This is a genomic window from Mycolicibacter longobardus (assembly GCF_002102265.1).
Classification (GTDB): domain Bacteria; phylum Actinomycetota; class Actinomycetes; order Mycobacteriales; family Mycobacteriaceae; genus Mycobacterium; species Mycobacterium longobardum.
This window is the reverse complement of the sequence record NZ_LQPG01000010.1, coordinates 139,700-163,134: the sequence shown is the minus strand read 5'-3', so window position 1 is coordinate 163,134 and position 23,435 is coordinate 139,700. Positions and strand designations below refer to the sequence as shown.

Genomic DNA, 23,435 nt, shown 5'->3' with positions numbered 1-23,435 from the left:
GCCGGTTACCGTCCGGTGCCGGGCTTGCCGGTCGGACGCTGGGTGCGCCGGCTGGTGGGACGTACCGGTTTGGCACCGGCGGCCGGCGCGGCCGGCGCGGCCGCCACCGAATCCGCTTCGTCGGCGGTGGTGTCGGCGGCGTCCGCGGTGTCATCGTCCACGGCAGCCGCCTTCGAGCCGGCCGCGGCGTTGCGCCGCCGCATCACCCGGCGGGTGTGGTTCTGCACCAGCTCGGTGCGTTCCCGCAGGGTGACCAGCAGCGGCGTGGCCAGGTAGATCGACGAATAGGTGCCGACGACGACGCCGACCAACTGCACCAGCGCAAGGTCTTGGAGAGTCCCCACCCCCAGCAGCCATACCGCGACCACCATCAGCGAGATGATCGGCAGCGCCGAGATCAGACTGGTGTTGATCGACCGCATGAAGGTCTGGTTGATGGCCAGGTTGGCTTGCTCGGCATAGGTCAGCTTGGGTTTGTGCTGGAAATCGTGTGTGTTCTCCTCGACCTTGTCGAACACGATCACGGTGTCGTAGATGGAGAACCCGAGAATCGTCAGCAAGCCGATGACGGTGGCCGGCGTGACCTCGAATCCGACCAGCGAATACACCCCGGCGGTGACGAGGATGTCGAAGACCATCGAAATCATCGCCGACAGGGTCATGTACCACTCGTAACGCACGGTGATGTACAGCGAGGCCAGCAATAGGAAGACCACCAGGGCGATCACGGCCTTCTGGGTGATCTGACTGCCCCAGGTCTCCGACACCGCCGAGTCGCTGATCGCCTGCTTGCTGGGCTGCCCGTTGGGGCCGGCCGGCTGGAAGGCGTCGAAGAGGTCATCGCGCAGCTTCTCGGTCTGCTCGTTGGTGAGCGTCTCGGCGCGGATCTGCACGGTCGCCGAGGTGCCGTTGCCGACCACGACCACAGATTCAGGGCTGTTGCCGACGCTCTTACGGAACACCTCTTCGACCTGGGTGACGCTGGTGTCGCCGCGCGGGAACGACACCTTGGTGCCGCCGGCGAAGTCGATGCCGAAGGTGAAGCCGCGGACCAGGATGCTCACGATGGCGATGGCCACCATCACGCCGCTGATCGCGTACCACATCCGCCGTTTGCCGATGACCTCGAACGCACCGGTGCCGGTGTAGAGCCGCGACAGGAAGCTGTGCTTCGGCGCCTTGGCCGAGGTCTTCGTCTTGCGGGCGGTTTGTTCTGTGGCGGTGCGGCTCTCGGTGTGTTCTACCGCCGCGGCGTCGTTTTTCGCGGACTTCGTCCCGCGCTTCGTGCCGCCCTTGGTGCTCGGTTTGGCCATCTGGCTATCCCTGTCCCGTCGACTGGGCGGTTGTTACCCGCGTGCGCGTTTTGGCTGCGGCCTTGCCGCCCGTTCCGCCTCCCGATTTGGCCACCGCGCGCCGCTCGCGTGCGACCTGCTGGACCGCACCGAGGCCGTTGTAGGACGGCTTGGCCAGCGTCGGCGACTTGGACGCCAAGTACACCAGCGGCCAGGTCACCAGGAACACCACCACAATGTCGAGGATCGTGGTCAGGCCCAGCGTGAACGCGAAACCCTTCACCTGGCCGACCGCCAGGAAGTACAGCACCGCCGCGGCCAGGAAGGTCACCGCGTTGCCGGACACGATGGTCTTGCGCGCCCGCGTCCACCCGCGCGGCACCGCCGAGCGGAAGGACCGGCCTTCCCGGATCTCGTCTTTGATGCGTTCGAAGAACACCACGAACGAGTCGGCGGTGGTACCGATACCGATGATCAGACCGGCGATACCGGCCAGGTCGAGCGTGTAGTTGATGTATCTGCCCAGCAGCACCAGGATCGCGTAGACCATGGCGCCGGCCAGCACCAGCGACAGCGCCGTCAGCACGCCGAGCACCCGGTAGTAGAGCAGCGAGTAGATCAGCACTAGTGCCAGGCCGATCGCACCGGCGATCAGACCCGCCTTCAGCGACGTCATTCCCAAGGTGGCCGAGACGGTTTCGGCTTCCGACGCCTCGAACGACAGCGGCAGCGACCCGTACTTCAAGACGTTGGCCAGCTGACGCGCACCATCCGGGGTGAATCCCGGTGACCCGCCGGTGATCTGGGTCCGGCCGCCCGGGATGGCCTCCTGGATCTGCGGGGCGCTGACCACCTGCGAGTCGAGCGTGAACGCAGTCTGGGTGCCGATGTGGGCCGCGGTGAAGTCGGCCCAGACGTCGGCCGCTCCACTCTTGAACTGCAGCTGGACGATGTTCGAGCCGCTGCGCTGGTCCATACCCGAAGTGGCGTCGGCGATCTGGTCACCGCTGATGATCGACGGCGCCAGCAGGTAGGCGGTCTGGTGGTCCTGCGAGCAGGTCACCAGCGGCAGGTCCGGGTCGTCGTTGCCGGCCAGCACGTCTTCCTTGTCGCAGCGACCGGCCTGGATCTGCAGGGCCAGCGCCTGCACCACCTTGTTGTCGCTCTGCCGCAACCGCTTCTCAGCGGCGATGCGGCCCGCCAGACCCTGCGCCTGGCCGCCCTGACCGGGGAGCCCCGGTAAGCCGGGCAAGCCGAGACCGGGCAGGCCGGGAAGCTGCGGACCGGGGCTCGGCGCCTCGCCGGGCGAACCCGGCGCGGTCGGTTCCGACGTGTTCTCGGGGCCGGGACTCTCCGAGGTGGTGCCCGGTGCCGGGGTCGGCTCCTGCGGGAAGGGCCGCGGCTGGGCCGGCGGGATCAGAGGCTGCTGCGGGAAGGATCCCCCGTTGCCGCCGAACGTGCCTTCTCCACCTGCCCCGGATCCGCCGGGCAGGGTTTGGTCACCGGGAGTGGACTGACCCCCGGTGAACGGCGAGCCGGGCTGGGCGGGGATACCGGGGGCGCCGGGAAGCAGGCCCGGAGGCAGACCCGGAGCGCCGCCGCCGGCTCCCGGAGGCAAGCCGGGGATACCGCCGCCGGCCCCGGGAGGCAGACCCGGGATACCGCCGCCGGCCCCGGGAGGCAGACCCGGGATACCGCCACCGGCTCCCGGAGGCAGGCCGGGGATGCCGGGTGCGCCTCCACCGGGAAGGCCAGGCATCCGGCCGCCGGCGGCCTGTGCCGCCTCCTGCACGGACACGCCGCTGATCACCGGCCGGATGTAGAGCCGGGCCGTCTGGCCCAGCGTGCGGGCTTCGTTGCCGTCGCTGCCGGGCACGGTGATGACCAGGTTGTTGCCGTCGATGATGACTTCGGAGCCGGACACCCCGAGGCCGTTGACCCGGGCGCTGATGATCTGCTGCGCCTGGTTGAGCGCTTCGCGGGTCGGCGAGGAACCGTCCGGCGTGCGCGCGGTGAGCGTCACGCGGGTGCCGCCCTGCAAGTCGATGCCGAGCTTGGGTTCGGCGAGCTTGTTTCCGGTCAGGAACACCAGCAGGTAGACGCCGATGAGCATTGCCAGGAACACCGCCAGGTTGCGGGCAGGGTGCACCGGCACCGAGGGCGATGCCACGTTGTTGGGTCTCCTTCGCTCATTGCGCGATGCGCTCTCGAGATCGTCGGGGCTGGTCCACGCGCGGTCCGCCCGCAGCGATCAGTTCGACTGCACCCGCCAAAGGGTACGTGCCCGACCGGCGGGCTCGCTCGTTGGGCGGGCGTTCCGCGCGTCGGGGGCTAAGTGCCTTCGGCGGCCTGTTCGACCGCGGCCTCGGCAGTGAGCTCCTCCGGCTCGATCCTGTCCCGGACTGCGAGCTTCATCCAGGTGGTCACCACGCCCGGCGAGATCTCCAAGTCGACGTCGTCATCGGTGATGCGGGTGATGGTCCCCTGCAGGCCAGAGGTGGTGTGCACACGGTCACCGATCCGCAGCGACTCGTGCAGGTCGATGGTGGCTTGCATCGCGCGCTTCTGCCGCCGCGAGGCGAAGAACATGAACGCGCCCATGACGATGAGCAGCGGCAGGAAGGCAACCATGTTGTTCATGACGACAACCGATCTTTCGACTTGTTCGAACTAGTCTCCGGCCCCGGCCCACATGGGATGTGGCGGGCCACTGTGATGACAACAGTGTGCCATTGTGTCCGGCCACTCCGAGTCGGTACCGGTTGTCCCACCCCCTAGGCTGTGGGTGCTAGGGGTCAGGATTCTCGAGGGAAGGTTTGGCCGATGAGGAACATCGCGTGTGGTCTCGCGACCGCCATTGCACTGGCGGCGGCTCCCCTGGCGGTGGGAACGTTCGCGTTGCCCGCCGTCGGCTCGGCTGCGCCGCTGGACTGCCCCGGCGGCCAGTACTGGGAACCGAGCACCAACACCTGCATGCCGCTCGGCCAGGGACCGACACCGCTGGACTGCCCCGGCGGCCAGTACTGGGAACCGAGCACCAACACCTGCATGCCGCTCGGCCAGGGACCGACGCCGCTGGACTGCCCACCCGGCGAATATTGGCAGCCTTTCGCCCACGCGTGCCGGCCGCTCGGCCAGGTCTGATCCGGGGAAACAACCGTCAAGGAGGCCAAATCCATGCCTGTGCCAACGGTGCCGCAGAGCCGTCACCTGGCCACTGAGATCCCCGGACCCGGCTCGGTGCGGCTGGCGCAGCGTCGTACGGCGGCCGTAGCGCGCGGGGTGGCCAGCACGCTGCCGGTCTACGCGGCACGTGCCGGCGGCGGCATCGTCGAGGACGTGGACGGCAATCGGCTGATCGATCTGGGCTCGGGCATCGCGGTGACCACGGTGGGCAACGCCGCTCCGCGGGTGGTGGATGCGGTGCGCAGCCAAGTCGCCGAGTTCACCCACACTTGTTTCATGGTCACCCCCTACGAGGGGTATGTGACTGTCGCCGAAGCGCTGAACCGGCTCACCCCGGGCAAGTTCGAGAAACGGTCCGTGCTGCTCAACTCCGGCGCCGAGGCTTTGGAGAACGCCGTCAAGATCGCCCGGTCCTACACCCGCAAAACCGCGGTGGCGGCGTTCGACCACGGCTACCACGGCCGTACCAACCTGACGATGGCATTGACCGCCAAGTCGATGCCGTACAAGAGCGGGTTCGGCCCGTTCGCGCCCGATATCTACCGCGCGCCGGCGTCCTACCCTTACCGAGACAGCCTGATCGACAAGGATCTGGGCACCGACGGCGAGCGGGCCGCCGAACGGGCCATCGGCGTCCTCGAGAACCAGATCGGCGCCCACAACCTGGCCGCGCTGGTCATCGAACCGATCCAGGGCGAGGGCGGGTTCATCGTCCCGGCACCGGGATTTCTGCCTGCGCTGCTGGCCTGGTGCCGCGACAACGACGTGGTGTTCATCGCCGACGAGGTGCAGACCGGTTTCGCTCGCACCGGGGCGATGTTCGCCTGTGAGCATGAGCCGATCGCGCCCGACCTGATCTGCACCGCCAAAGGCATCGGCGGTGGGCTGCCGCTGGCGGCGGTCACCGGGCGTGCCGAGATCATGGATGCCCCGCAGGTCAGTGGCTTGGGCGGGACGTTCGGCGGCAACCCGGTGGCCTGCGCGGCCGCGCTGGGGGCGCTGGCCACCGTCGAGGCCGAGGACCTGGTGGGGCGCGCCCAGCGGATCGAGCGGGCGGTGTTGGAGCGCCTGAGCCGGCTGCAGGCCGACGACGACCGCATCGGCGATGTTCGCGGCCGCGGCGCCATGATCGCCGTCGAACTGGTGCGGCCCGAGACCGCCGAACCGGATCCTGCCCTGACGAAGGCGCTGGCGACAGCGTGTCATCGGGCCGGCGTGATCGTGCTGACCTGCGGGACGTTCGGCAATGTGCTGCGGCTGCTGCCGCCGCTGACCATCAGCGACGAGCTGCTGGCCGAAGGCTTGGACGTGCTGGCCGACGAACTGGCCAAGCTGTAGTCGACGACTCAGTCGGGTTCGCGGTCGGCGACCAGCTCGTTCAGCAAGTCCGTGATGTGGGTAAGGCCGGCGGCGGTCGTATCAAGCCGTACTCGGATGGCGCTGAAGCCGTCATCAACGCGAGCGAATCCTTCGTTGACATGGCGCCGCAGGTCAACCAGGTCCTCGCGCATGGCATTGAAGCTTGCCGTGGTGGCCTGATGGAAATCACGCATCTCACCACGGAAATCACGCATCTCACCGCCGAGCTGCTCGACGTCGCGGTCTGCTCCCCCGGCGAGCACTCGCGCGGCAACCGCGTCTTGCTTGGCCTGCTGCAACTGCCCGGTCAGTTCGTCGACCCGTGATTCCAATGCGTCCACGCGGGCTTCAAGGTTTTCCGGCCCCTCCGTCATGCGACGAAAGCCTACCGAGCCGCGGTCCAAAGTGCTGTCGCCCATTCACAACCCGGGTCGACCTAGTCGAACAGCCCCTGTTGCCCCAGCCCGCCTGCCCCAGCCGGCGGCACCATGCCCAGATGCGTCCAGGCCGCCGGAGTCGCGACACGGCCCCTGGGGGTGCGCGCGACCATCCCGGCCCGCACCAGGAACGGCTCGCAGACCTCCTCGACGGTGGCGGCTTCCTCCCCCACCGCGACCGCCAGCGTGGACACCCCGACCGGGCCGCCGCCGAAGCTGCGGGTCAACGCCGACAGCACCGCCCGGTCCAGGCGGTCCAGGCCCAATTCGTCGACGTCGTAGACCGCCAGCGCGGCCTTGGCCACATCGCAGGTGATCACCCCGTCGGCGCGCACCTCGGCGTAGTCCCGCACCCGGCGCAGCAGTCGGTTGGCGATCCGCGGCGTACCACGAGACCGCCGGGCCACCTCCGCGGCGGCCTCAGCCCCCAGCTCGATCCCGAGGATCTTCGCCGAGCGTGCCAGCACCCGCTGCAGTTCGGCCGGCTCGTAGAAATCCATGTGCGCGGTGAACCCGAACCGGTCCCGCAGCGGGCCGGTCAGCGCACCGGAGCGGGTGGTCGCACCAACCAGGGTGAACGGCGCCACCTCCAGCGGAATCGACGTGGCCCCAGGACCTTTCCCGACGACGACGTCGACCCGGAAGTCCTCCATCGCCAGGTACAGCATTTCCTCGGCGGGCCGGGCGATGCGGTGGATCTCGTCGATGAACAGCACGTCGTGCTCCACCAGATTCGACAGCATCGCCGCCAGATCCCCGGCGCGTTCCAGCGCCGGCCCCGACGTCACCCGCAATGAGCTGCCGAGCTCGCTGGCGATGATCATCGCCAGTGACGTCTTACCCAGTCCGGGCGGGCCGGACAGCAGGATGTGATCCGGTGTGCCGCCGCGGTTCTTGGCGCCCTCGATCACCAGCTGCAGCTGCTCACGCACCCGGGGCTGTCCGATGAACTCGGCCAGACTGCGCGGCCGCAGGCCGGCGTCGATATCGCCTTCGCCCACCGTCAGCGCCGGGGACACCTCGCGGGCGTCGGGGTCGTCGGGCTCACTCACTTGGTCTTCCCCAGCCGGCTCAGCGCGGTCCGCAACGCGTCGGACGTGCTGATCTCGGGTTCGTCGGCCAGCACCTTGTCAATGGTCTCCTCGGCCTGCTTGGCCGCAAAGCCAAGTCCGACAAGGGCTTCGACCACCGGCGCCCGCACCGCGTGACCGCCGAAGGCGCCGCCGGGAGCGGCCACCGGCCCGATCTTGTCGCGCAGTTCCAGCACCAGTCGCTCGGCGCCGCGCTTACCGATCCCGGGCACCCGGGTCAACGCGGCGACGTCGCCGTCGGCCAGCGCCCGGCGCAGCGCGGTTGCGTCGTAGACCGCCAGGGTGGCCAGGGCGATCTTGGGTCCGATCCCCGACACCCCGATCAGCGTGAGAAACAGATCCCGCGCCTCGGCGTCGGGAAAGCCGTACAGCGTCATCGAATCCTCACGCACGATCATCGCGGTGATCAACCGGGATTCGCTGCCGCGGTGCAGCGCCGACAGTGTCGACGGCGTGGCCATCAGCTTGTAGCCGACGCCGGCCGCTTCGACCACCGCGTGGTCGAGTGCGATGTCGATGACCTCGCCGCGCACCGAAGCGATCATGCTCGGGCCGCCTTGAGCTTGGCGGTGTAGCGCCGCCGCTGTTCGGCGGCCAGTGCCTCGGCCGCTGCCATCCGGGCGATCATCGGGGCCCGCCAGCAGTGGCAGATCGCCAGCGCGAGCGCATCTGCCGCGTCCGCGGGGGTCGGTTTCTGCTGCAGGCCAAGGATTCTGGTGACCATCGTCGTCACCTGGGCCTTGTCGGCGGAACCATTGCCGGTGACGGCCGCCTTGACCTCGCTGGGGGTGTGAAAGTGCACGGCGATGCCCCGGCGGGCGGCCTGCAGTGCGATCACCCCGCCGGCTTGGGCGGTGCCCATGACGGTGGAGACGTTCTGCTGGGAGAACACCCGCTCGACGGCCAGGACATCGGGCCGGTGGGTGTCCAGCCAGTGCTCGGCGGTGTCACTGATGGTCAGCAGGCGTTGCGGCAGCGGCTGATCGGCCGGGGTGCGCACCACATCGACATCCAAAGCGGTGACTTGGCGGCCGTGCCCGCCTTCGACCACCGACAGCCCGCACCGCGTCAGCCCGGGGTCGACGCCCATCACCCGCACCACACGCTCCCTACTGTAGTGAACATCTGTTCGAACAGTAGTGCCTGGGACCGACGTCGGCCGGCAGGACACGCGGTGGCCCGACGACTTCCGGCTACACCACCCGCAAGCCCGCGGGGATCCGCTCCGGGTCGCGCCAGAACGCGTCGCGGGTGAACCGATTGAACAGGTCCGGCGGCAATATCGTCTCGCGCGGGTCGGCCCTGACCTCGCCGTGCACCGCGTGCAGACCCGGCGTCCCGGCCCGTTCGTCGAAGTCGGTGACGTCATAGTCGACATGGGCGAAGTCATGCACGTAGGCCGGCTCATCGATGAAGTCGTAGATGGCGCGCATCGTGCGCTCCGGGTCGGTGGTCAAGGTCTCGTACTGCACAACCAGCAGCCGGTCCCGCTCCGCGCCGTAGCAGGCCTGTTTGAGCATGTCGTAGGGGGCCCCGACCATTCCGTCCTGCCCCACGATCCCGTTGGCGCGGGTGTAGACGGTGCCGCCGGGGTTGAATCCGAAGATCGACGACGGGGTGAACACGTTGCGCTGGACCAACCGTTCGATGCTGTCGACCACCCACGGCAACTCGCGCACGCAGGCGATGACCTTGGCCTGCGCGAACAACCGTGAGACCGCCGGCATCCAGCCACACCACGCCCGGTTGGTATCGAAGATCACCTCGGCGGGGCAGTCACCGTAGAAGCTGTCGAACAGCCCGCGCAGGATCCGTTCCCGCTTCGCGTCGTCGATGAACACCGAGAACTCGTTGCGTGCGCTCATCTCACCGAGCAGGGCGCCGAACAACCCGGCCAGCGGGCCGGACATGCCGGCTTCGAAACGCGGGTTCTGCCGCAATAACGCGGCCAGTAGGGTTGAACCCGAGCGCGGCAGACCCGAGATGAAATGAATCGCCGGCACCGGCGTGGCCCGCTACTCGGCCTCGAGAGCTGCCAGCACCTCGTCGGACAGGTCGACGTTGGTCCACACGTTCTGCACGTCGTCACTGTCCTCAAGGGCCTCGACCAGCTTGAACACCTTACGAGCCCCCTCGACATCCACCGGAACGCTCACCGACGGCTGAAAACTCGCCTCCGCCGACTCATAGTCGATCCCGGCATCGACCAGCGCACTACGCACCGCCACCAGGTCACCCGGTTCGGAGATCACCTCGAAGCTCTCCCCCAGGTCGTTGACATCCTCAGCCCCGGCCTCCAACACCGCCACCAGCACGTCGTCCTCGGTCAACCCGTTCTTGTCCAGCGTGACCGTGCCCTTGCGACTGAACAGATACGCCACCGAACCCGGGTCGGCCATCTGGCCACCATTGCGAGTCATCGCCACCCGCACCTCACTGGCCGCGCGATTCCGGTTATCCGTCAGACATTCGATCAACACCGCCACACCGTTGGGCCCATACCCCTCATAGGTGATGGTCTGGTAATCCGCCCCACCGGCTTCCTCGCCGGCACCACGCTTGCGAGCCCGCTCGATGTTGTCGTTGGGCACCGAGTTCTTCTTGGCCTTCTGGATGGCGTCATAGAGCGTCGGATTCCCCGACGGGTCACCACCGCCGACGCGGGCGGCGACCTCGATGTTCTTGATCAACCGCGCAAAATTCTTCCCCCGGCGGGCGTCGATGACGGCCTTCTTGTGCTTCGTGGTGGCCCACTTGGAATGGCCGCTCATCGGCTTCCTACCTCACTGTCGCAGCAAAACTTCGCGCGACGAGTCTACGTGTCAGGCCGGCTCGCGCGCCGGGGGCTGCCCGGGCGGGAAGAACCCGGGCGCCCACTGCTCGATCAGCGCGGCGTAGTTGACGTGCGCGTCGAGCTGCACCGCGACCCCCAGCAGACCGCCCAGTGTGCGCAGCAACATGACGTATCCGGCCGGAATGGTCATCTGGCGGGCCATCTTGAATCGGTCGCCGAAACCTTCCGCCATCGGGTCGGTGGTGACCAGCGCCGACTTCTGGAACCACTTGCGGGTGAAGTGGAACTCCCCGGAGCGCAGCGGGTCGATGTAGGGCCACAGCGGCTGGATGTAGTCCACCAGCTGCTCGGCGGTCAGGTCGTAGTCGGCCGGCATGAACCCGAGCTGTTTGAGCAGCCGGATCGCCTCATCCCACTGCTCGTCGCGCGCCCAGCACAGCAGCTCGGCGAACTCCGGGGGGATACCGTCGGGATGTTGGGCCACCGCGCCGAAGTCGATGACACCCAGCCGGCCGTCGGGCAGCAGCATGAAGTTGCCCGGGTGCGGGTCGGCATGCACCAGCCCGACCCGCGCCGGCGAGCTCAGCGTGAACTCCAGCAGCAGCGCACACGCGGAGTCCCGCTCCTCTTTGGTGCCGCTGCGGATGATCTCCGACAGGCGCCGGCCTTCGATCCACTCCGAGACGATGACCTTCGGCGCGCTGGCGATCACCGCCGGCACCGCGAACTTCGGGTCCCCGGCGAAGGCCTTGGCGAAGGCACGCTGATTGTCGGCTTCCTGGCGGTACTCCAGTTCCGCTTCCAGGGTGTCGTTGATCTCCGCGACCACCCGGTCCACGTCGGCGCCGGGAACCACCTGCTTGGCGACCCAGTTGAACCGCTGAATCAGTTTCAGGTCGGCGCGCAGCGCCTCGTCCGCGCCGGGATACTGGATTTTCACGGCGACGTCGCGCCCGTCGTTCCAGACCGCCCGGTGCACCTGCCCGATGCTCGCCGATGCGGCGGGGGTGTCGTCGAACGACGCGAAGCGTTCCCGCCATTTGGTGCCTAGCTGGGCGTCGAGCACTCGGTGCACCTTGGCCGCCGGCAACGGCGGGGCCTCGCTCTGCAGCTTGACCAATGCCTCGCGGAACGGTTCGGCGAACTGCGGAGGAATCGCGGCCTCCATCACCGACAGCGCCTGCCCGACCTTCATCGCGCCGCCCTTGAGCTCGCCGAGCACCTTGAACATCTCGTCGGCGGCCTTCTCCAGGAGTTCGGCGTTGACCTCATCCTTGGACATGCCGGTCATCCGCTTGCCCACACCCAGCGCTGCGCGTCCGGCGACCCCGGCCGGAAGGCTCGCCAGCTTTACTGCGCGGCGGAAGCCGCCCCGCGCGATATCTGCCATGGATACATCATGGCCTGGCAGGATCGACGACAACATCCCGGGCACGGCGAAACGCCGTGGCCAACCCGGCGACAGTCAGTCCCGGCTTGTGACGATGTCGACGAACAATCGGTGGATACGCCGGTCTCCGGTGACCTCCGGGTGAAACGAAGTGGCCAGTACGCGGCCCTGCCGCACCGCAACGGGATGTCCGGCGGCCTCGGCCAGCACCGTGACGCCGGGACCGACCCGTTCCACCCACGGCGCCCGGATGAACACCGCGTGCACCGGCCCGTCCAGGCCGTCGAAGGCGATCTCCCCTTCGAAGGAATCGACCTGGCGCCCGAAGGCGTTGCGCCGCACGGTCATATCGATCCCCGACAGGGGGATGGCGGCGCGGCCCTGCGCGCCCGCGTCGAGGATCTCGCTGGCCAGCAGGATCATTCCCGCACAGGACCCGTAGGCCGGCATCCCGTCGGCCAGCCGGGCCCGCAACGGGTCCGCCAGCTCCAGCTCGCGCAACAGGTGGCTGATCGTGGTCGACTCGCCACCGGGGATCAGCAGGGCCTCGACGGCGTCCAGCTCCGCGCGACGGCGCACCGGCACCGGCTCGGCGCCGACCGCGGCCAGCGCAGCAAGGTGTTCTCGGACGTCACCCTGCAGTGCGAGCACGCCGATGCGCGGGCCGCTCACTGGCCGGTCGGTTGGTATCCGGACGGGTAGCGGGTCAACCCCTCCTGCATAACGGCGGCCACCATGTCCCCGGACCGGTTGTAGATCTTCCCCTGGGTCAACGACCGCCCGGCACCCGCCGACGGCGACGACTGGTCGTAGAGCAGCCATTCGTCGGCCCGGAAGGGGCGCAGGAACCACATGGCATGGTCCAGCGACGCCACCTGCAGGTGGTCGCGCTCGCCGGGGTGATTCGCCCAGGAGGTGCCCAGCAGGGTCAGGTCGCTCATGTAGGCCAGCGCGCAGATGTGCAGCACCTGATCGTCGGGCAACCGGTCGCGATGACGGAACCAGACCTGCTGCTCGGCGACCTTGCCCGGAATGTGCGGCAACTGCTCGCGCGGCACCCGGCGCAGGTCCCACTCGGCGAACGCCTTGAAACCCTCGTCGTCGAAGGCCTTCATCGCGGCGATGTCGGGCAGGTCGGTGGGGTCCGGCGCATCGGGCATCACATCCTGGTGCGCGATGCCGCGTTGCTCGCTCTGAAACGAGGCCGACATGTTGAAGATGGTCTCGCCGTGCTGAACGGCGTCGACCCGCCGGGTGCAGAACGAGCCGCCGTCGCGGACCCGATCGACCAGGAACACCGTGGGCGCCTTGGCATCTCCGGGACGCAGGAAATAACCGTGCAGCGAGTGGACCCGGTAGCGGGGGTCCACGGTGCGCACCGCCGACACCAGTGCCTGGCCGGCGACATGACCGCCGAAGGTGCGCTGGTTGTCCGCGGAGAGCGGGCTGAACACACTCCCGCGGTAGATGTTGACCTCGAGTTGCTCGAGATCGAGGATCTCTTCGATTGCCACGATGACGTCAGAATATCGACGGTGATGTCTGACAAAAGTAGTACACTGGCCACATGCCGACGGTTACCAAGCGAGAGCTCAATCAGCGCACTGCGGCGGTGCTCGATCAGGTCACCGAAACGGACGATGTCGTGGTGACCGAGCGAGGCAAACCGCGATGGCGGGTGAGCGTTGTCCGCGCTCAGGATTCCACGTTGGCGCGACTGGAGCGCGAGGGCCGCTACACCCCGCCAGCCGCCAAGCCCGCATCCTGGCCGACAGCCCCGGGTGGACCCTCCTACACCGACGGTCAGGTCGACGCCCTGCTGGATGAGATGCGCGGGAATCACTGAATCGTGGCGCCGGCCCTGGTCTACCTGGACACCTCGGTGGCGCTGCGGACCGTCCTCGATGTTCCCGAACGCGGGCGCCTCCAGTCCTGGATGCAGACGCCGGCGACGACGTTCCTCTCCTCCAGACTCCTTCGCACCGAGGTGGTTCGCGTGCTGCGCCGCGACGACCGTCCGCTTTCCGACGCGGCACCGCTCTTGGACCGCGTCGGGATGCTGGACATCACCCGGGAGACGCACAACGTCGCCGAGTCGATCGAACGCCACATCGGGACCCTCGACGCCCTGCACCTGGCGACCGCCCTGCTGATCGGCGAGGTTGTCTCGGTGGCGACGCACGACACCACCATGAAAGATGTTGCCGAGCACCTGGGCCTGCGGGTGATTGACCCCGTCGAGAACGCACAATGAGCTGTCGGCCCCAGGCTATCGACCGTAGTGATAGCGGCAGGCGGCGATACGGATGTCTGCTTCGGCCACCTTGTACACCAACCGATGCTCGTCGGTGATCCGGCGCGACCAGTAGCCCGCAAAGTCGTGTTTGAGCGGTTCAGGCTTTCCGATCCCCTCGTTCCCATTTCGGGCGATATCCGCGATCAACTGGTTGATGCGCTTGAGCACCTTGCGATCCTGGGCCTGCCACCAAAGATAGTCACACCAGGCGTTCTCGTCCCAGATCAGACGCATCAGTCAGTGTCGATTAAGCCGTGCTCAACTCCGTCGCCGCCCTCCAAGCGCTCCATGGCGTCGAGCAGGCGACGCGCGTTCGCCGGTGAGCGCATGAGATAGGCCGTCTCCCGCAGCGACTCGAAGTCGGCAAGGGAGACGATCACCACAGGCTCGTGGCCCGCGCGGGTGATCACGACCTCTTCACGATCGGCCACGACGCTGTCGAGCACCTCGGCGTAGCGCGCTCGCGACTCGGTGTAACTCATTGTCTTCATGCCGCCTCCTGTACAGGAAAGCGTACGCGGACATATGCGCGGCGTCTACCAGCCGCGTTCGGCGAGCCGGTGCGGTTGCGCGATGTCCTCCACGTTGATGCCGACCATGGCCTCGCCCAGCCCGCGCGACACCTTCGCCAAGACGTCCGGGTCGTCATAGAAGGTGGTGGCCTTGACGATGGCCGCCGCACGCGCCGCCGGGTCACCGGATTTGAAGATGCCGGAGCCGACGAACACGCCCTCGGCGCCGAGCTGCATCATCATCGCCGCATCCGCCGGGGTGGCGATGCCGCCGGCGGTGAACAGCGTCACCGGCAGCTTTCCGGCCCTGGCCACCTCCGCGACCAGCTCATAGGGCGCCTGCAGTTCCTTTGCGGCAACGAATAATTCGTCTTGTGACAGCGACGTGAGCCGACGGATCTCGCCGCCGATGGAACGCATGTGGGTGGTGGCGTTGGAGACGTCGCCGGTGCCGGCCTCGCCCTTGGAGCGGATCATGGCCGCGCCCTCGGTGATCCGGCGCAGGGCCTCACCCAGATTGGTCGCCCCGCACACGAACGGCACAGTGAACCGCCACTTGTCGATGTGGTGGGTGTAGTCGGCGGGCGTGAGCACCTCGGACTCGTCGATGTAGTCCACCCCGAGGCTCTGCAGGATCTGTGCCTCGACGAAGTGCCCGATGCGCACCTTGGCCATCACCGGGATGGTCACCGCGGCGATGATGCCCTCGATCATGTCCGGGTCGCTCATCCGCGAAACCCCGCCCTGGGCACGGATGTCGGCGGGCACCCGCTCCAGCGCCATCACCGCGACGGCACCGGCGGCCTCGGCTATGCGGGCCTGATCGGGGGTGACGACGTCCATGATGACGCCACCCTTGAGCATCTCGGCCATGCCGCGCTTTACCCGCGCAGTACCCGTCTGCCCGCCGGGTGCCGAACCGTTCTGCGCCGCGCTGTCCACTGAATGCTTCTCCTCGCTCGTGATACTCGCCCAGTGTAGTGGGCCGCCTCCAGCCGTTTTTCGGCCTCGCCACCGCGCAGCTATGCCAGCGGCGTGAAGACGGGACCCGCGGCGGGTGGATCGGTGGTCAGGGCGGGCAGCACGAACACCCGCACGTAGCGGCGAACCTGGTCGGGGTCGTCCGCACCGGGTATGAGTCCCAACAGCAGGCCGAGGGCCACCGCCAGCACGAATCGGGCGGCGTCGCCGGGACGAAGGCCGGCGCGCAGTTGCCGGCCGGCCTGCTGGAATCCGATCTCGTAGAGCCCGGACAGCAACTCGCCCAGGGTGCTCGACCGGGCGATGAGCGCCGCGACGTTGCCGTCGTCGGTGTGCTCGGAGATCACCCGCAGCAGCGGGTCCTGCGCGACTTCGGTGGCCACGATGACCAGGGACTCCGTCACCAGCGTGCCGGGTTCAAGCGGCGGTTCCAGCTTCGCCTCTCCTCCGTCGAGCCTCGCTGAACCACCGGGTTCGGTCGCCGGTTCCAAACGGGTGGTGATCTCGGCGATCTTGCGTGCCGCCACCCGCACCACCAGCGCATCCAACAGCTCGTCCCGGGTGGCGAAGTGGCGGTAGATCACCGCGCGGGTGTAGCCGGCTTCGCGCGCGATGACCTGCATCGTCGAGGCCCGGTAGCCGCGCTGCGCGAATGAGCGTTCGGCGGCGTCGAGCAGCAGCTCGCGGGCATGCTCGGGCGGGTTGCCGCCACCGGGTGGCCTGCCGCGGCCCCGCGCTGTCTTCGCGCTCATCGCTTTCCCAACATATATGGACATATCCACTCAAATGTCTATTATTAACCCCATGGCTGCACCATTCGCCGGCGTACCCGAGCAGCGGGACTGGCGCGGAGTATTCGGTTCCTGGCGACTGTTTGCCAACCCGGGGAAGAACGGCGGGTCCGCCTTCGAGCTGATCGTGGGGCTGGCGGCCCCGATCCTGGCCCGCAGCTACCACCAGCTGCGGGCGCATCCCAACGGTCGGCGGTTGTTCGCCGAGAAGCCGGACCTGCTGGCGGTGCTCGGGGACGACGACTATCTGGCCACGCTGCCGGTGGGATCGCTGGGTCACGCCTACCGGTCGTTTCTGCGCACCAACCGGCTCGACGCCGGCGTATTCGACGTGGACACGGTGATCCGGCCGATCGCCGAGCGCCGAGGCTGGGACGACGATTTCTTCTACATGATGCGGCGCGGCACCGCCCTGCACGACATGTTCCACACCCTGGGCGGGTACGGGCCGGACATGGGCGGAGAGTTCGGCAACCTCGGGTTCCACTGCGGCCAGATGGAGCCCTCCGGTGCCCTCAAAGCGTTCACCCTCACCGGGTTGGGCTCCCTCATTCCCGCGTCCCCGCGCCGCAAGCTGCGCTACTTCCGCGAGGCGGTGCGCCGCGGACAACGCGCCGACAATCTGATGGCGGCCCCCTACGAGGAGCTGTTGGACAAGCCGATCAATGAGGTGCGGGAGCTGCTGGGGGTCGAGCCGACGTCTCGCGCCCATCCGGACGGGCACCTGTTCATCGGGTGGATGCCGCCGGGGATGAAACCGCCGACCCGGTGGGACTACGACGCGACGCTGCAGAGCGCCTGACCTAGCGGATCGATCGCAGGCGCGGGGATTCGGCGGCGTTCGCCGCGGCCGCGGCTTCGGCGAGGCGGTCGCCCAGTTGCAGCGGGTAGACCTTCTCACCGCCGGCGGTCAGTGCCGCGATCTCGGCAGCATCGCACCAGCGATGACCGTTGAGGTAGTCCTGCTCCAGCCCGGTCCGGCCGGCACCGGACGGCTCGAAGCGGTCGGTGCGGTAGGTGAAGAAGAATTCCTGACTGTTGAGCCGCTCACCGTTGAACTGAAAGATGGCGTCGCGCCGCCAGATCGGTCCGACCAGCTCGCCGGGCTTGATCTGCAGACCGGTCTCCTCGGCCAGTTCGCGCGCCGCCGCGTCGGCGAGCGGCTCGTCGGGCAGCACCTGCCCACCGACGGTGAACCACCAGCGCGGTGCCGGTGCGTTGCCGTCGTCCGGCAGGGCCGGATCGCGACCTCGCAACAGCAGCACCGACCCGGCCTCATCCAGCAGCACCACCCGCGCCGAGACGCGCGGTTCCAGCACGCCGCGATCACCGTGGGCCACCATCCCGGCTCGTTCCACGATCTCGAAATATGTTGGCATGGGCGCTGTCCCGCCGAGATGCAGCGCCCGGACCAAAGGACGCTCGCGCAGTGCGACCGTGTCGCGGACCGCGTCGTTGTGGAATCGGCGGGCCAGCAACACCCGGGCTTCGGCATCGGCCAGCTCGGCGACCATCGCGTGCGGCAGCGACTCGGTGTCGACCATCGCGAGCTCTGCCGACAACGCGTTCTCGGCCGTCTCACGCGAGTCTCGCGACGCCCGCTCGGCGACATCGGCCAGGGCCGCCAGCCGCCGGCCGGCCACCGCGTCCCCGTGGGCCTCGATCGCCACCGCCCGGGAAACCACCGCGCGGCGTGCCAGCGCCGCGTCCAGCGCCTGCCAGGACAGGTCGCAGCGCACATGCAGGCGGTTGAGCCGGCTGGCTGTCTGGTACGCCCAGGCCACCGCGGCGGCCAGCACCGCCACTCCGACCAGCACCAGCACAGTCACCACGATGGTCAGCTCCATCAGTCGCCCACCGAGACCTTGCTGCCGACCCCGGCGACCGTCTCGTAGACCCGTACGATCTGGTCGGCCACCACCGGCCAGTCGAAGCGCCGGACCGCCTCGGTGCCGGCAGCCACATACGAGGCCCGCAGCTCGTCGTCGTCGAGCACCTCGATCAGGGCGGCGGCCAGCGCCGCGTCATCGCCGACCGGCACCAGCCGGCCCGCCTCCCCGTGACGCAGCACCCGGCGGAAGGCGTCCAGGTCGCTGGCGACCACCGCGGTGCCGGCGGCCATCGCCTCGGTCAGCACAATGCCGAAGCTCTCCCCACCGGTGTTGGGTGCGCAGTACACGTCGGCGCTGCGCAGCGCCGAGGCCTTCTCAGCGTCGTCGACCTGCCCGAGAAAGCGCAGATGGCCGGCCAATGTCCCTGCGGTGCGGCGCAATCCGTCTTCATCGCCGCGGCCGACGATCAGCACCTCGACGTCGCCGAACTTCTCGACCAGGGTCGGCAGCGCACCCACCAGCACCGCCATCCCCTTGCGGGGTTCGTCGTAGCGGCCCAGAAACAACACCGTACGACCGGGGCGAGGGTAGCCGGGCAGCGGCTGCGCGGTGGCGAACGCCGCCACGTCGACCCCGTTGGGGATCTCCACCGCGTCGGACCCCAGCGCCTCCATCTGCCAGCGCCGGGCCAGATCCGAAACTGCGATACGGCCGATGATCTTCTCGTGCATCGGCCGCAGCAGGCCCTGCACCACACTCAGCGTCAACGATTTGGTGGTCGAGGTGTGAAAGGTCGCCACGATCGGGCCCTCGGCCACGTTCAGCGCCAGCATCGAAAGGCTGGGGGCGTTCGGCTCATGCAGGTGCAATACGTCGAAATCGCCTTTGGCCAACCACTTCTTGACCTTGCGATGCGCGGCCGGGCTGAACTGCAGCCGGGCCACCGACCCGTTGTAGGGGATCGCGACGGACTTGCCCGCCGAGACCACATAGTCGGGCAGGGAGACGTCCGGCGACGCCGGCGCCAGCACGCTGACCTCGTGCCCGCGGGCGCGCAGCACTTCGGCAAGTTGCAGCACATGAGCCTGCACCCCGCCCGGCACGTCGAACGAGTAGGGACAGACCATGCCGATGCGCATCAGCTCTCCCCCAGGCGCGCCCGTCGAGATTCGGGCAGGTCGGCCACCCACTGCGGCTGCATCATGTGCCAGTCAGCCGGGTAGGCGGCGATACCCTCGGCGAACGTGCCTGCCAGGGCCTGAGTGATCCCACCGACATCACCGCCGGCGCAGTCCAGCGGCGGATGAATCCGGATCCCCCAGCCCGCGCCGTCGAACCAGGAGTGCACCGGCAACAGCGCCGCACCGGTCTGAATGGCGAGTTTGGCCGGACCGGCCGGCATTCGGGTGGACTCGCCGAAGAAGTCGACCGCCACGCCGTTGTGGGTCAGATCGCGGTCGGCCATCAGACACACCAGCCCGTTGTCGCGCAATCGCTCGGTCAACGTCTCGAACGGCGGGTGGGTGCCACCGGACAGGGGCAGCACCTCGAATCCGAGGCTCTCCCGGAAGGCGAGGAATCGCCGGTACAACGACTCGGGTTTGAGGCGCTCGGCGACGGTGGTGAAGCCGCCGTGGGTCTGGGCCAGCCACACCCCGGCCATGTCCCAGTTGCCGCTGTGCGGCAAGGCCAGCACGGCACCGCGTCCGTCCTCCAGCGCCGCGGTGACGTTGTCTGCGCCCACGACGGTCTCGTGCAGCTGCGCCGCCAGGGCCGCATGGTCCATGGCCGGCAGCCGGAACGCCTCCCGCCAGTAGCGGGCGTACGAGGCCAGCGAGGCCCGCATCAGCTCCGAGGGCACCTCCTCCGGCGCGACCCCGGTCACCCGGGCCAGGTTCTTGCGCAGTTGTTCGGGGCCCCCGCCGCGGGCGGCGTACAGGGCACCGGCCTCGAAAGTGTTGCGGGCGACGAATTCCGGCATCGCGCGCACCAGCATCCAGCCCGCGGCGAATCCGGCGTCGGTGGCCCAGGCGTCCAGCTGGCTGAGCCCGGGAACTCGCAGACCGCGCGGGATGAAAGTCACGATCCGCCTGTTCCCTCGCCGTCGAGTTCGCCATGCAGCGGTTCGACCGCGCCCGGCGAGGTCCGCACGGTGTGCAGGCGCTGAGCGCAGGTGATCAGGCTGGCCACCGCCAGCAGCCACATCGCCACGTGCAGCGCCCACGGCAGGGGGAACACCGGCAGGTCCGACAGTCCGGCACCCACCAGCACGATGATGAGCCGTTCCGGTCGTTCGATGTAGCCGCCGTCGCCGCGCAGGCCGCTGGCCTCCGCGCGGGCCTTGATGTAGGAGATCACCTGGGAGGTGACCAGGCAGATCAGCGTCGCGACCACCAGCGGCGCGCTCTGCAGCCCGAACGCCGCCCACCAGGCCAGCCCGCAGAACACCGCCCCGTCGCTGATCCGGTCGCAGGTGGCGTCCAAGACGGCGCCGAAAGCGCTGCCACCGCCGGTTTGGCGGGCCATCGCGCCGTCGACCATGTCGAAATGCACGAAGAACCAGACCAGCAGGGTGCCCGCGAACAGCTGCCCGGTCGGGAACAGCGTCAGCGCCGCGAGCACCGCGCCCGCGGTGCCCACGATCGTGACGATGTCGGCGGTGAGCCCGGCCCGCAGCAGGGCCCGCGCCACCGGAGTGGTGAGACCGGCGAACGTCGCCCTCGACAGAAACGGCAGTCGGCTCATGACTGTCTGGCCCACTCGTCGGCGAGCAGCCGGCGGGTGTCACGCAGCAACTGCGGGATCACCTTGGAACCGCCGACGATCGTGATGAAGTTCGCGTCGCCGCCCCAGCGCGGTACGACGTGCACGTGCAGGTGCTCGGCCAGCGAACCTCCGGCCGTCTCACCCAGGTTCAGCCCGACGTTGAACCCGTGCGGGTGCGACACCGCCTTGATGACGCGAATCGCCTTCTGGATGAATGCCATCAGTTCGGCGCCCTCGTCGTGGGTGAGGTCTTCGAACTCCGAGAACCGCCGGTAGGGCACCACCATCAGGTGTCCCGGGTTGTACGGGTAGAGGTTGAGCACCGCGTAGACGTGCTCACCGCGCGCCACCACCAGGCCGTCCTCGTCGGACAGCGTGGGGATGTCGGTGAACGGCTGGTGGGATTGCGCCGAACCGGACTCCGAACGCTTGAGCGGCGCCTCGGCCAGATAAGTCATCCGATACGGCGTCCACAGTCGCTCCAGCCGGTCGGGCTCACCGGCGCCGGTGTCCACGATCGCGTCCTCGCCGGCCTGATCGCCGGTCACTGGGCTTCACCCGTCTTGAGGCCGGCCTGGAGGGCCTCCGCGGTGGGCACGGTGTTGTCGCGCGCGGCGATCCAGCCGGCGATCGCGGCAACCGCCTCGTCGCGCGGCACCCCGTTGATCTGGGTGCGGTCGGCGAACCGGAAGCTGACCGCACCCGCGTCGACGTCGCGGTCGCCGGCCAGCAGCATGAACGGGATCTTCTGGTTGGTGTGGTTGACGATCTTCTTGGGCATCCGGTCGTCGCTGGCGTCCACCTCGACCCGCACTCCGTGGCGGCGCAGTTGCGCGGCGACGTCTTCCAGGTAGGCGACGTGCTGGTCGGCGACCGGGATGCCCACCACCTGCACCGGCGCCAGCCAGGCCGGGAAGGCACCGGCGTAGTGCTCGGTCAGCACACCGAAGAAGCGTTCGATCGAGCCGAACAGCGCCCGGTGGATGAGGACGGGCCGCTGGCGCGTCCCGTCGGAGGCGGTGTACTCCAGCTCGAAGCGGTCGGGCATGTTGAAGTCGAGCTGAATGGTCGACATCTGCCAGCTGCGGCCGAGCGCGTCCTTGACCTGCACCGAGATCTTCGGCCCGTAGAACGCGGCGCCGCCCGGGTCGGGCACCAGGTGCAGGCCAGACGCCTCGGCGACCTCGCGCAGGGTGTTGGTCGCCTCCTCCCACACCTCGTCGGAGCCGACGTACTTCTCCGGGTCTTTGGTGGACAGCTCCAGGTAGTAGTCGTCCAGGCCGTAGTCGGCGAGCAGGTCGAGCACGAAGCGCAGCAGCGAGGCCAGCTCCTCGCGCATGTTCTCCCGGGTCGTGTAGATGTGCGCGTCGTCCTGGGTCATGCCGCGCACCCGGGTCAGCCCGTGCACCACACCGGAGCGCTCGTAGCGGTAGACGCTGCCGAACTCGAAGAGCCGCAACGGAAGTTCCCGGTAGGAGCGCCCGCGCGACCGGAAGATCAGGTGGTGCATGGGGCAGTTCATCGGCTTGAGGTAGTAATCCTGGCCGGGTTTGCGCAGGTAGCCGTCCTCGCCGTACTCGGCGTCGATGTGCATGGCCGGGTACATGCCCTCGCGGTACCACTCGAGGTGCCCGGAGGTCTCGTAGAGTTCGGACTTGGTGATGTGCGGGGTGTTGACGAACTGGTAGCCGGCCTCGATGTGCTTGCGCCGCGAGTACTCCTCCAGCTCCCGCCGGATGATCCCGCCCTTGGGGTGGAAAACCGGTAGGCCCGAACCGATCTCGTCAGGAAAGCTGAACAGGTCCAGCTCGACGCCGAGCTTGCGGTGGTCGCGCCGCAGCGCCTCCTCGATCAGTTCGAGGTGGCGGTCCAGGGCCTCCTGGGATTCCCACGCGGTGCCGTAGATGCGCTGCAGGCTGGCGTTGTTCTGGTCACCGCGCCAGTAGGCGGCCGAAGACCGGGTGAGCTTGAACGCCGGGATGAACCGGGTGGTCGGGATGTGCGGACCGCGGCACAGGTCACCCCAAATCCGTTCCCGGGTACGGGGATTCAGGTTGTCGTAGGCGGTGAGCTCATCACCGCCGACTTCCATGATCTCGCTGTCCCCGGACTTGTCGTCGACCAGTTCGAGTTTGTAGGGCTCACCGGCCAGTTCGGCGCGGGCGGCCTCCTTGGACTCATAGACCCGCCGGTGAAACAGCTGGCCGTCCTTGATGATGGCGCGCATCCGCTTCTCCAGCTTGGCCAGATCTTCGGGGGTGAACGCCTCGGGCACGTCGAAGTCGTAATAGAAGCCGTCGGTGATGGGCGGGCCGATACCGAGCTTGGCGGACGGGAACAGCTCCTGCACCGCCTGGGCCAGCACGTGGGCACAGGAGTGCCGGATGACGCTGCGGCCGTCGTCGGTGTCGGCCGCCACCGGGATGACCTCGGCGTCGGCGTCGGGCATCCAGCTCAGATCACGCAGTTGGCCCTCGGCGTCGCGCACCACCACGACGGCATCGGGTGCTCCCCGGCTGGGCAGGCCCGCAGCGCGCACCGCATCGGCCGCGGTCGTCCCGGCAGCCACCCGGATCGGGCTTGCCGGGGCGGGGATGGCGGGCGCGCTCATGGGCTGGTCTCCAGTGGGGCTGTCGGGCTGTGGGAACAGGTCGCGACCATGCTATCGGGGCGGGCGTCGCCGATCGCCCCAGGTCGAGCAAAGGTCA

At 68.4% G+C, this 23,435-nt stretch carries 27 protein-coding genes; 5 read left to right on the top strand and 22 right to left on the bottom strand.

Annotated elements, in window-relative coordinates; all coding sequences use genetic code 11:
• Nucleotides 1-5: 5 nt before the first annotated feature.
• From secF to yajC, 3 genes are all read right to left on the bottom strand, one after another.
• Nucleotides 6-1,313, bottom strand: coding sequence for a protein translocase subunit SecF (gene secF / locus AWC16_RS05260; protein WP_085263722.1), 1,308 nt, complete (start codon nucleotides 1,311-1,313; stop codon nucleotides 6-8).
• 4 nt (nucleotides 1,314-1,317) lie between these two features.
• Nucleotides 1,318-3,462 carry a protein translocase subunit SecD gene (secD, locus tag AWC16_RS05255; protein WP_133055913.1) on the bottom strand — a complete coding sequence of 715 codons (2,145 nt, stop codon included), beginning with the start codon at nucleotides 3,460-3,462 and terminating at the stop codon, nucleotides 1,318-1,320.
• Between the two features lie 161 nt (nucleotides 3,463-3,623).
• On the bottom strand, nucleotides 3,624-3,932 hold the full coding sequence (gene yajC, locus AWC16_RS05250) for a preprotein translocase subunit YajC (protein WP_085263721.1): 309 nt from the start codon (nucleotides 3,930-3,932) through the stop codon (nucleotides 3,624-3,626).
• Between the two features lie 183 nt (nucleotides 3,933-4,115).
• Here yajC and AWC16_RS05245 point away from each other — a divergent pair, with 183 nt between their 5' ends.
• Nucleotides 4,116-4,436 (top strand): hypothetical protein, encoded by a 321-nt coding sequence (locus tag AWC16_RS05245; protein ID WP_085263720.1) that lies wholly within the window; start codon nucleotides 4,116-4,118, stop codon nucleotides 4,434-4,436.
• Between the two features lie 39 nt (nucleotides 4,437-4,475).
• The gene (gene gabT, locus AWC16_RS05240; RefSeq protein WP_085263888.1) at nucleotides 4,476-5,816 is read left to right on the top strand and encodes a 4-aminobutyrate--2-oxoglutarate transaminase; all 1,341 of its coding nucleotides are present in this window, start codon (nucleotides 4,476-4,478) and stop codon (nucleotides 5,814-5,816) included.
• An 8-nt stretch (nucleotides 5,817-5,824) separates the two neighbouring features.
• Here the strand turns inward: gabT and AWC16_RS05235 are convergent, their stop codons facing one another.
• The 9 genes from AWC16_RS05235 to tesB all read right to left on the bottom strand — a co-directional run bounded on the left by AWC16_RS05235 (nucleotide 5,825) and on the right by tesB (nucleotide 13,063).
• Nucleotides 5,825-6,211, bottom strand: coding sequence for a hypothetical protein (locus tag AWC16_RS05235; protein ID WP_085263719.1), 387 nt, complete (start codon nucleotides 6,209-6,211; stop codon nucleotides 5,825-5,827).
• Between the two features lie 62 nt (nucleotides 6,212-6,273).
• Nucleotides 6,274-7,326, bottom strand: coding sequence for a Holliday junction branch migration DNA helicase RuvB (gene ruvB, locus AWC16_RS05230; RefSeq protein ID WP_085263718.1), 1,053 nt, complete (start codon nucleotides 7,324-7,326; stop codon nucleotides 6,274-6,276).
• Nucleotides 7,323-7,910 carry a Holliday junction branch migration protein RuvA gene (ruvA, locus tag AWC16_RS05225; RefSeq protein WP_085263717.1) on the bottom strand — a complete coding sequence of 196 codons (588 nt, stop codon included), beginning with the start codon at nucleotides 7,908-7,910 and terminating at the stop codon, nucleotides 7,323-7,325. The genes ruvB and ruvA overlap by 4 nt, the downstream gene beginning before the upstream one ends.
• The gene (gene ruvC / locus AWC16_RS05220) at nucleotides 7,907-8,464 is read right to left on the bottom strand and encodes a crossover junction endodeoxyribonuclease RuvC (protein WP_085263887.1); all 558 of its coding nucleotides are present in this window, start codon (nucleotides 8,462-8,464) and stop codon (nucleotides 7,907-7,909) included. Before ruvC ends, ruvA begins: the two co-directional genes overlap by 4 nt.
• A 94-nt stretch (nucleotides 8,465-8,558) precedes the next feature.
• On the bottom strand, nucleotides 8,559-9,368 hold the full coding sequence (locus tag AWC16_RS05215) for a sulfotransferase family protein (protein ID WP_085263716.1): 810 nt from the start codon (nucleotides 9,366-9,368) through the stop codon (nucleotides 8,559-8,561).
• A gap of 12 nt (nucleotides 9,369-9,380) precedes the next feature.
• Entirely contained in the window at nucleotides 9,381-10,136 is a 756-nt protein-coding gene (locus tag AWC16_RS05210) for a YebC/PmpR family DNA-binding transcriptional regulator (RefSeq protein ID WP_085263715.1), read from the bottom strand.
• Between the two features lie 51 nt (nucleotides 10,137-10,187).
• On the bottom strand, nucleotides 10,188-11,549 hold the full coding sequence (locus tag AWC16_RS05205; RefSeq protein ID WP_085263714.1) for an ABC1 kinase family protein: 1,362 nt from the start codon (nucleotides 11,547-11,549) through the stop codon (nucleotides 10,188-10,190).
• 75 nt (nucleotides 11,550-11,624) lie between these two features.
• Complete coding sequence (gene pdxT, locus AWC16_RS05200) at nucleotides 11,625-12,221, bottom strand: pyridoxal 5'-phosphate synthase glutaminase subunit PdxT (protein WP_085263713.1); 597 nt, start codon at nucleotides 12,219-12,221, stop codon at nucleotides 11,625-11,627.
• Nucleotides 12,218-13,063: an acyl-CoA thioesterase II gene (gene tesB, locus AWC16_RS05195; protein WP_085263712.1), complete on the bottom strand. Its 846-nt coding sequence runs from the start codon at nucleotides 13,061-13,063 to the stop codon at nucleotides 12,218-12,220. Before tesB ends, pdxT begins: the two co-directional genes overlap by 4 nt.
• A 53-nt stretch (nucleotides 13,064-13,116) precedes the next feature.
• On the opposite strand from tesB, the gene AWC16_RS05190 reads away from it, so the two are divergent.
• Nucleotides 13,117-13,395, top strand: a complete 279-nt coding sequence (locus AWC16_RS05190) for a type II toxin-antitoxin system Phd/YefM family antitoxin (protein ID WP_085263711.1) — start codon at nucleotides 13,117-13,119, stop codon at nucleotides 13,393-13,395.
• Between the two features lie 3 nt (nucleotides 13,396-13,398).
• Nucleotides 13,399-13,803: a PIN domain-containing protein gene (locus tag AWC16_RS05185; RefSeq protein WP_085263710.1), complete on the top strand. Its 405-nt coding sequence runs from the start codon at nucleotides 13,399-13,401 to the stop codon at nucleotides 13,801-13,803.
• Between the two features lie 15 nt (nucleotides 13,804-13,818).
• Here the strand turns inward: AWC16_RS05185 and AWC16_RS05180 are convergent, their stop codons facing one another.
• The 4 genes from AWC16_RS05180 to AWC16_RS05165 all read right to left on the bottom strand — a co-directional run bounded on the left by AWC16_RS05180 (nucleotide 13,819) and on the right by AWC16_RS05165 (nucleotide 16,090).
• The gene (locus tag AWC16_RS05180; RefSeq protein WP_085263709.1) at nucleotides 13,819-14,079 is read right to left on the bottom strand and encodes a Txe/YoeB family addiction module toxin; all 261 of its coding nucleotides are present in this window, start codon (nucleotides 14,077-14,079) and stop codon (nucleotides 13,819-13,821) included.
• A complete protein-coding gene (locus tag AWC16_RS05175) occupies nucleotides 14,079-14,336 on the bottom strand; it encodes a type II toxin-antitoxin system Phd/YefM family antitoxin (protein ID WP_085263708.1) in 258 nt (85 codons plus the stop codon). Before AWC16_RS05175 ends, AWC16_RS05180 begins: the two co-directional genes overlap by 1 nt.
• A 45-nt stretch (nucleotides 14,337-14,381) precedes the next feature.
• Nucleotides 14,382-15,299, bottom strand: coding sequence for a pyridoxal 5'-phosphate synthase lyase subunit PdxS (gene pdxS / locus AWC16_RS05170; RefSeq protein ID WP_085263707.1), 918 nt, complete (start codon nucleotides 15,297-15,299; stop codon nucleotides 14,382-14,384).
• Between the two features lie 80 nt (nucleotides 15,300-15,379).
• Nucleotides 15,380-16,090, bottom strand: a complete 711-nt coding sequence (locus tag AWC16_RS05165) for a helix-turn-helix domain-containing protein (protein WP_085263706.1) — start codon at nucleotides 16,088-16,090, stop codon at nucleotides 15,380-15,382.
• Between the two features lie 52 nt (nucleotides 16,091-16,142).
• Between AWC16_RS05165 and AWC16_RS05160 the strand changes: the two genes are divergently transcribed.
• Nucleotides 16,143-16,931, top strand: coding sequence for a Coq4 family protein (locus AWC16_RS05160; protein ID WP_085263705.1), 789 nt, complete (start codon nucleotides 16,143-16,145; stop codon nucleotides 16,929-16,931).
• A gap of 1 nt (nucleotide 16,932) precedes the next feature.
• Here the strand turns inward: AWC16_RS05160 and AWC16_RS05155 are convergent, their stop codons facing one another.
• Genes AWC16_RS05155 through thrS form a run of 6 tightly spaced genes read right to left on the bottom strand, consistent with a single transcriptional unit; the run spans nucleotide 16,933 to nucleotide 23,338 of the window.
• Nucleotides 16,933-17,976, bottom strand: a complete 1,044-nt coding sequence (locus AWC16_RS05155) for an NUDIX hydrolase (RefSeq protein WP_085263704.1) — start codon at nucleotides 17,974-17,976, stop codon at nucleotides 16,933-16,935.
• Nucleotides 17,976-19,100, bottom strand: a complete 1,125-nt coding sequence (locus AWC16_RS05150; protein ID WP_085263703.1) for a glycosyltransferase family 4 protein — start codon at nucleotides 19,098-19,100, stop codon at nucleotides 17,976-17,978. The genes AWC16_RS05155 and AWC16_RS05150 overlap by 1 nt, the downstream gene beginning before the upstream one ends.
• Complete coding sequence (locus AWC16_RS05145) at nucleotides 19,100-20,023, bottom strand: phosphatidylinositol mannoside acyltransferase (RefSeq protein ID WP_276062399.1); 924 nt, start codon at nucleotides 20,021-20,023, stop codon at nucleotides 19,100-19,102. Before AWC16_RS05145 ends, AWC16_RS05150 begins: the two co-directional genes overlap by 1 nt.
• A gap of 17 nt (nucleotides 20,024-20,040) precedes the next feature.
• Complete coding sequence (gene pgsA, locus AWC16_RS05140; protein ID WP_085263701.1) at nucleotides 20,041-20,706, bottom strand: phosphatidylinositol phosphate synthase; 666 nt, start codon at nucleotides 20,704-20,706, stop codon at nucleotides 20,041-20,043.
• Entirely contained in the window at nucleotides 20,703-21,275 is a 573-nt protein-coding gene (locus AWC16_RS05135; protein ID WP_085263700.1) for an ATP adenylyltransferase, read from the bottom strand. The genes pgsA and AWC16_RS05135 overlap by 4 nt, the downstream gene beginning before the upstream one ends.
• Entirely contained in the window at nucleotides 21,272-23,338 is a 2,067-nt protein-coding gene (gene thrS, locus AWC16_RS05130) for a threonine--tRNA ligase (protein ID WP_085263699.1), read from the bottom strand. Before thrS ends, AWC16_RS05135 begins: the two co-directional genes overlap by 4 nt.
• Nucleotides 23,339-23,435: the final 97 nt, after the last annotated feature.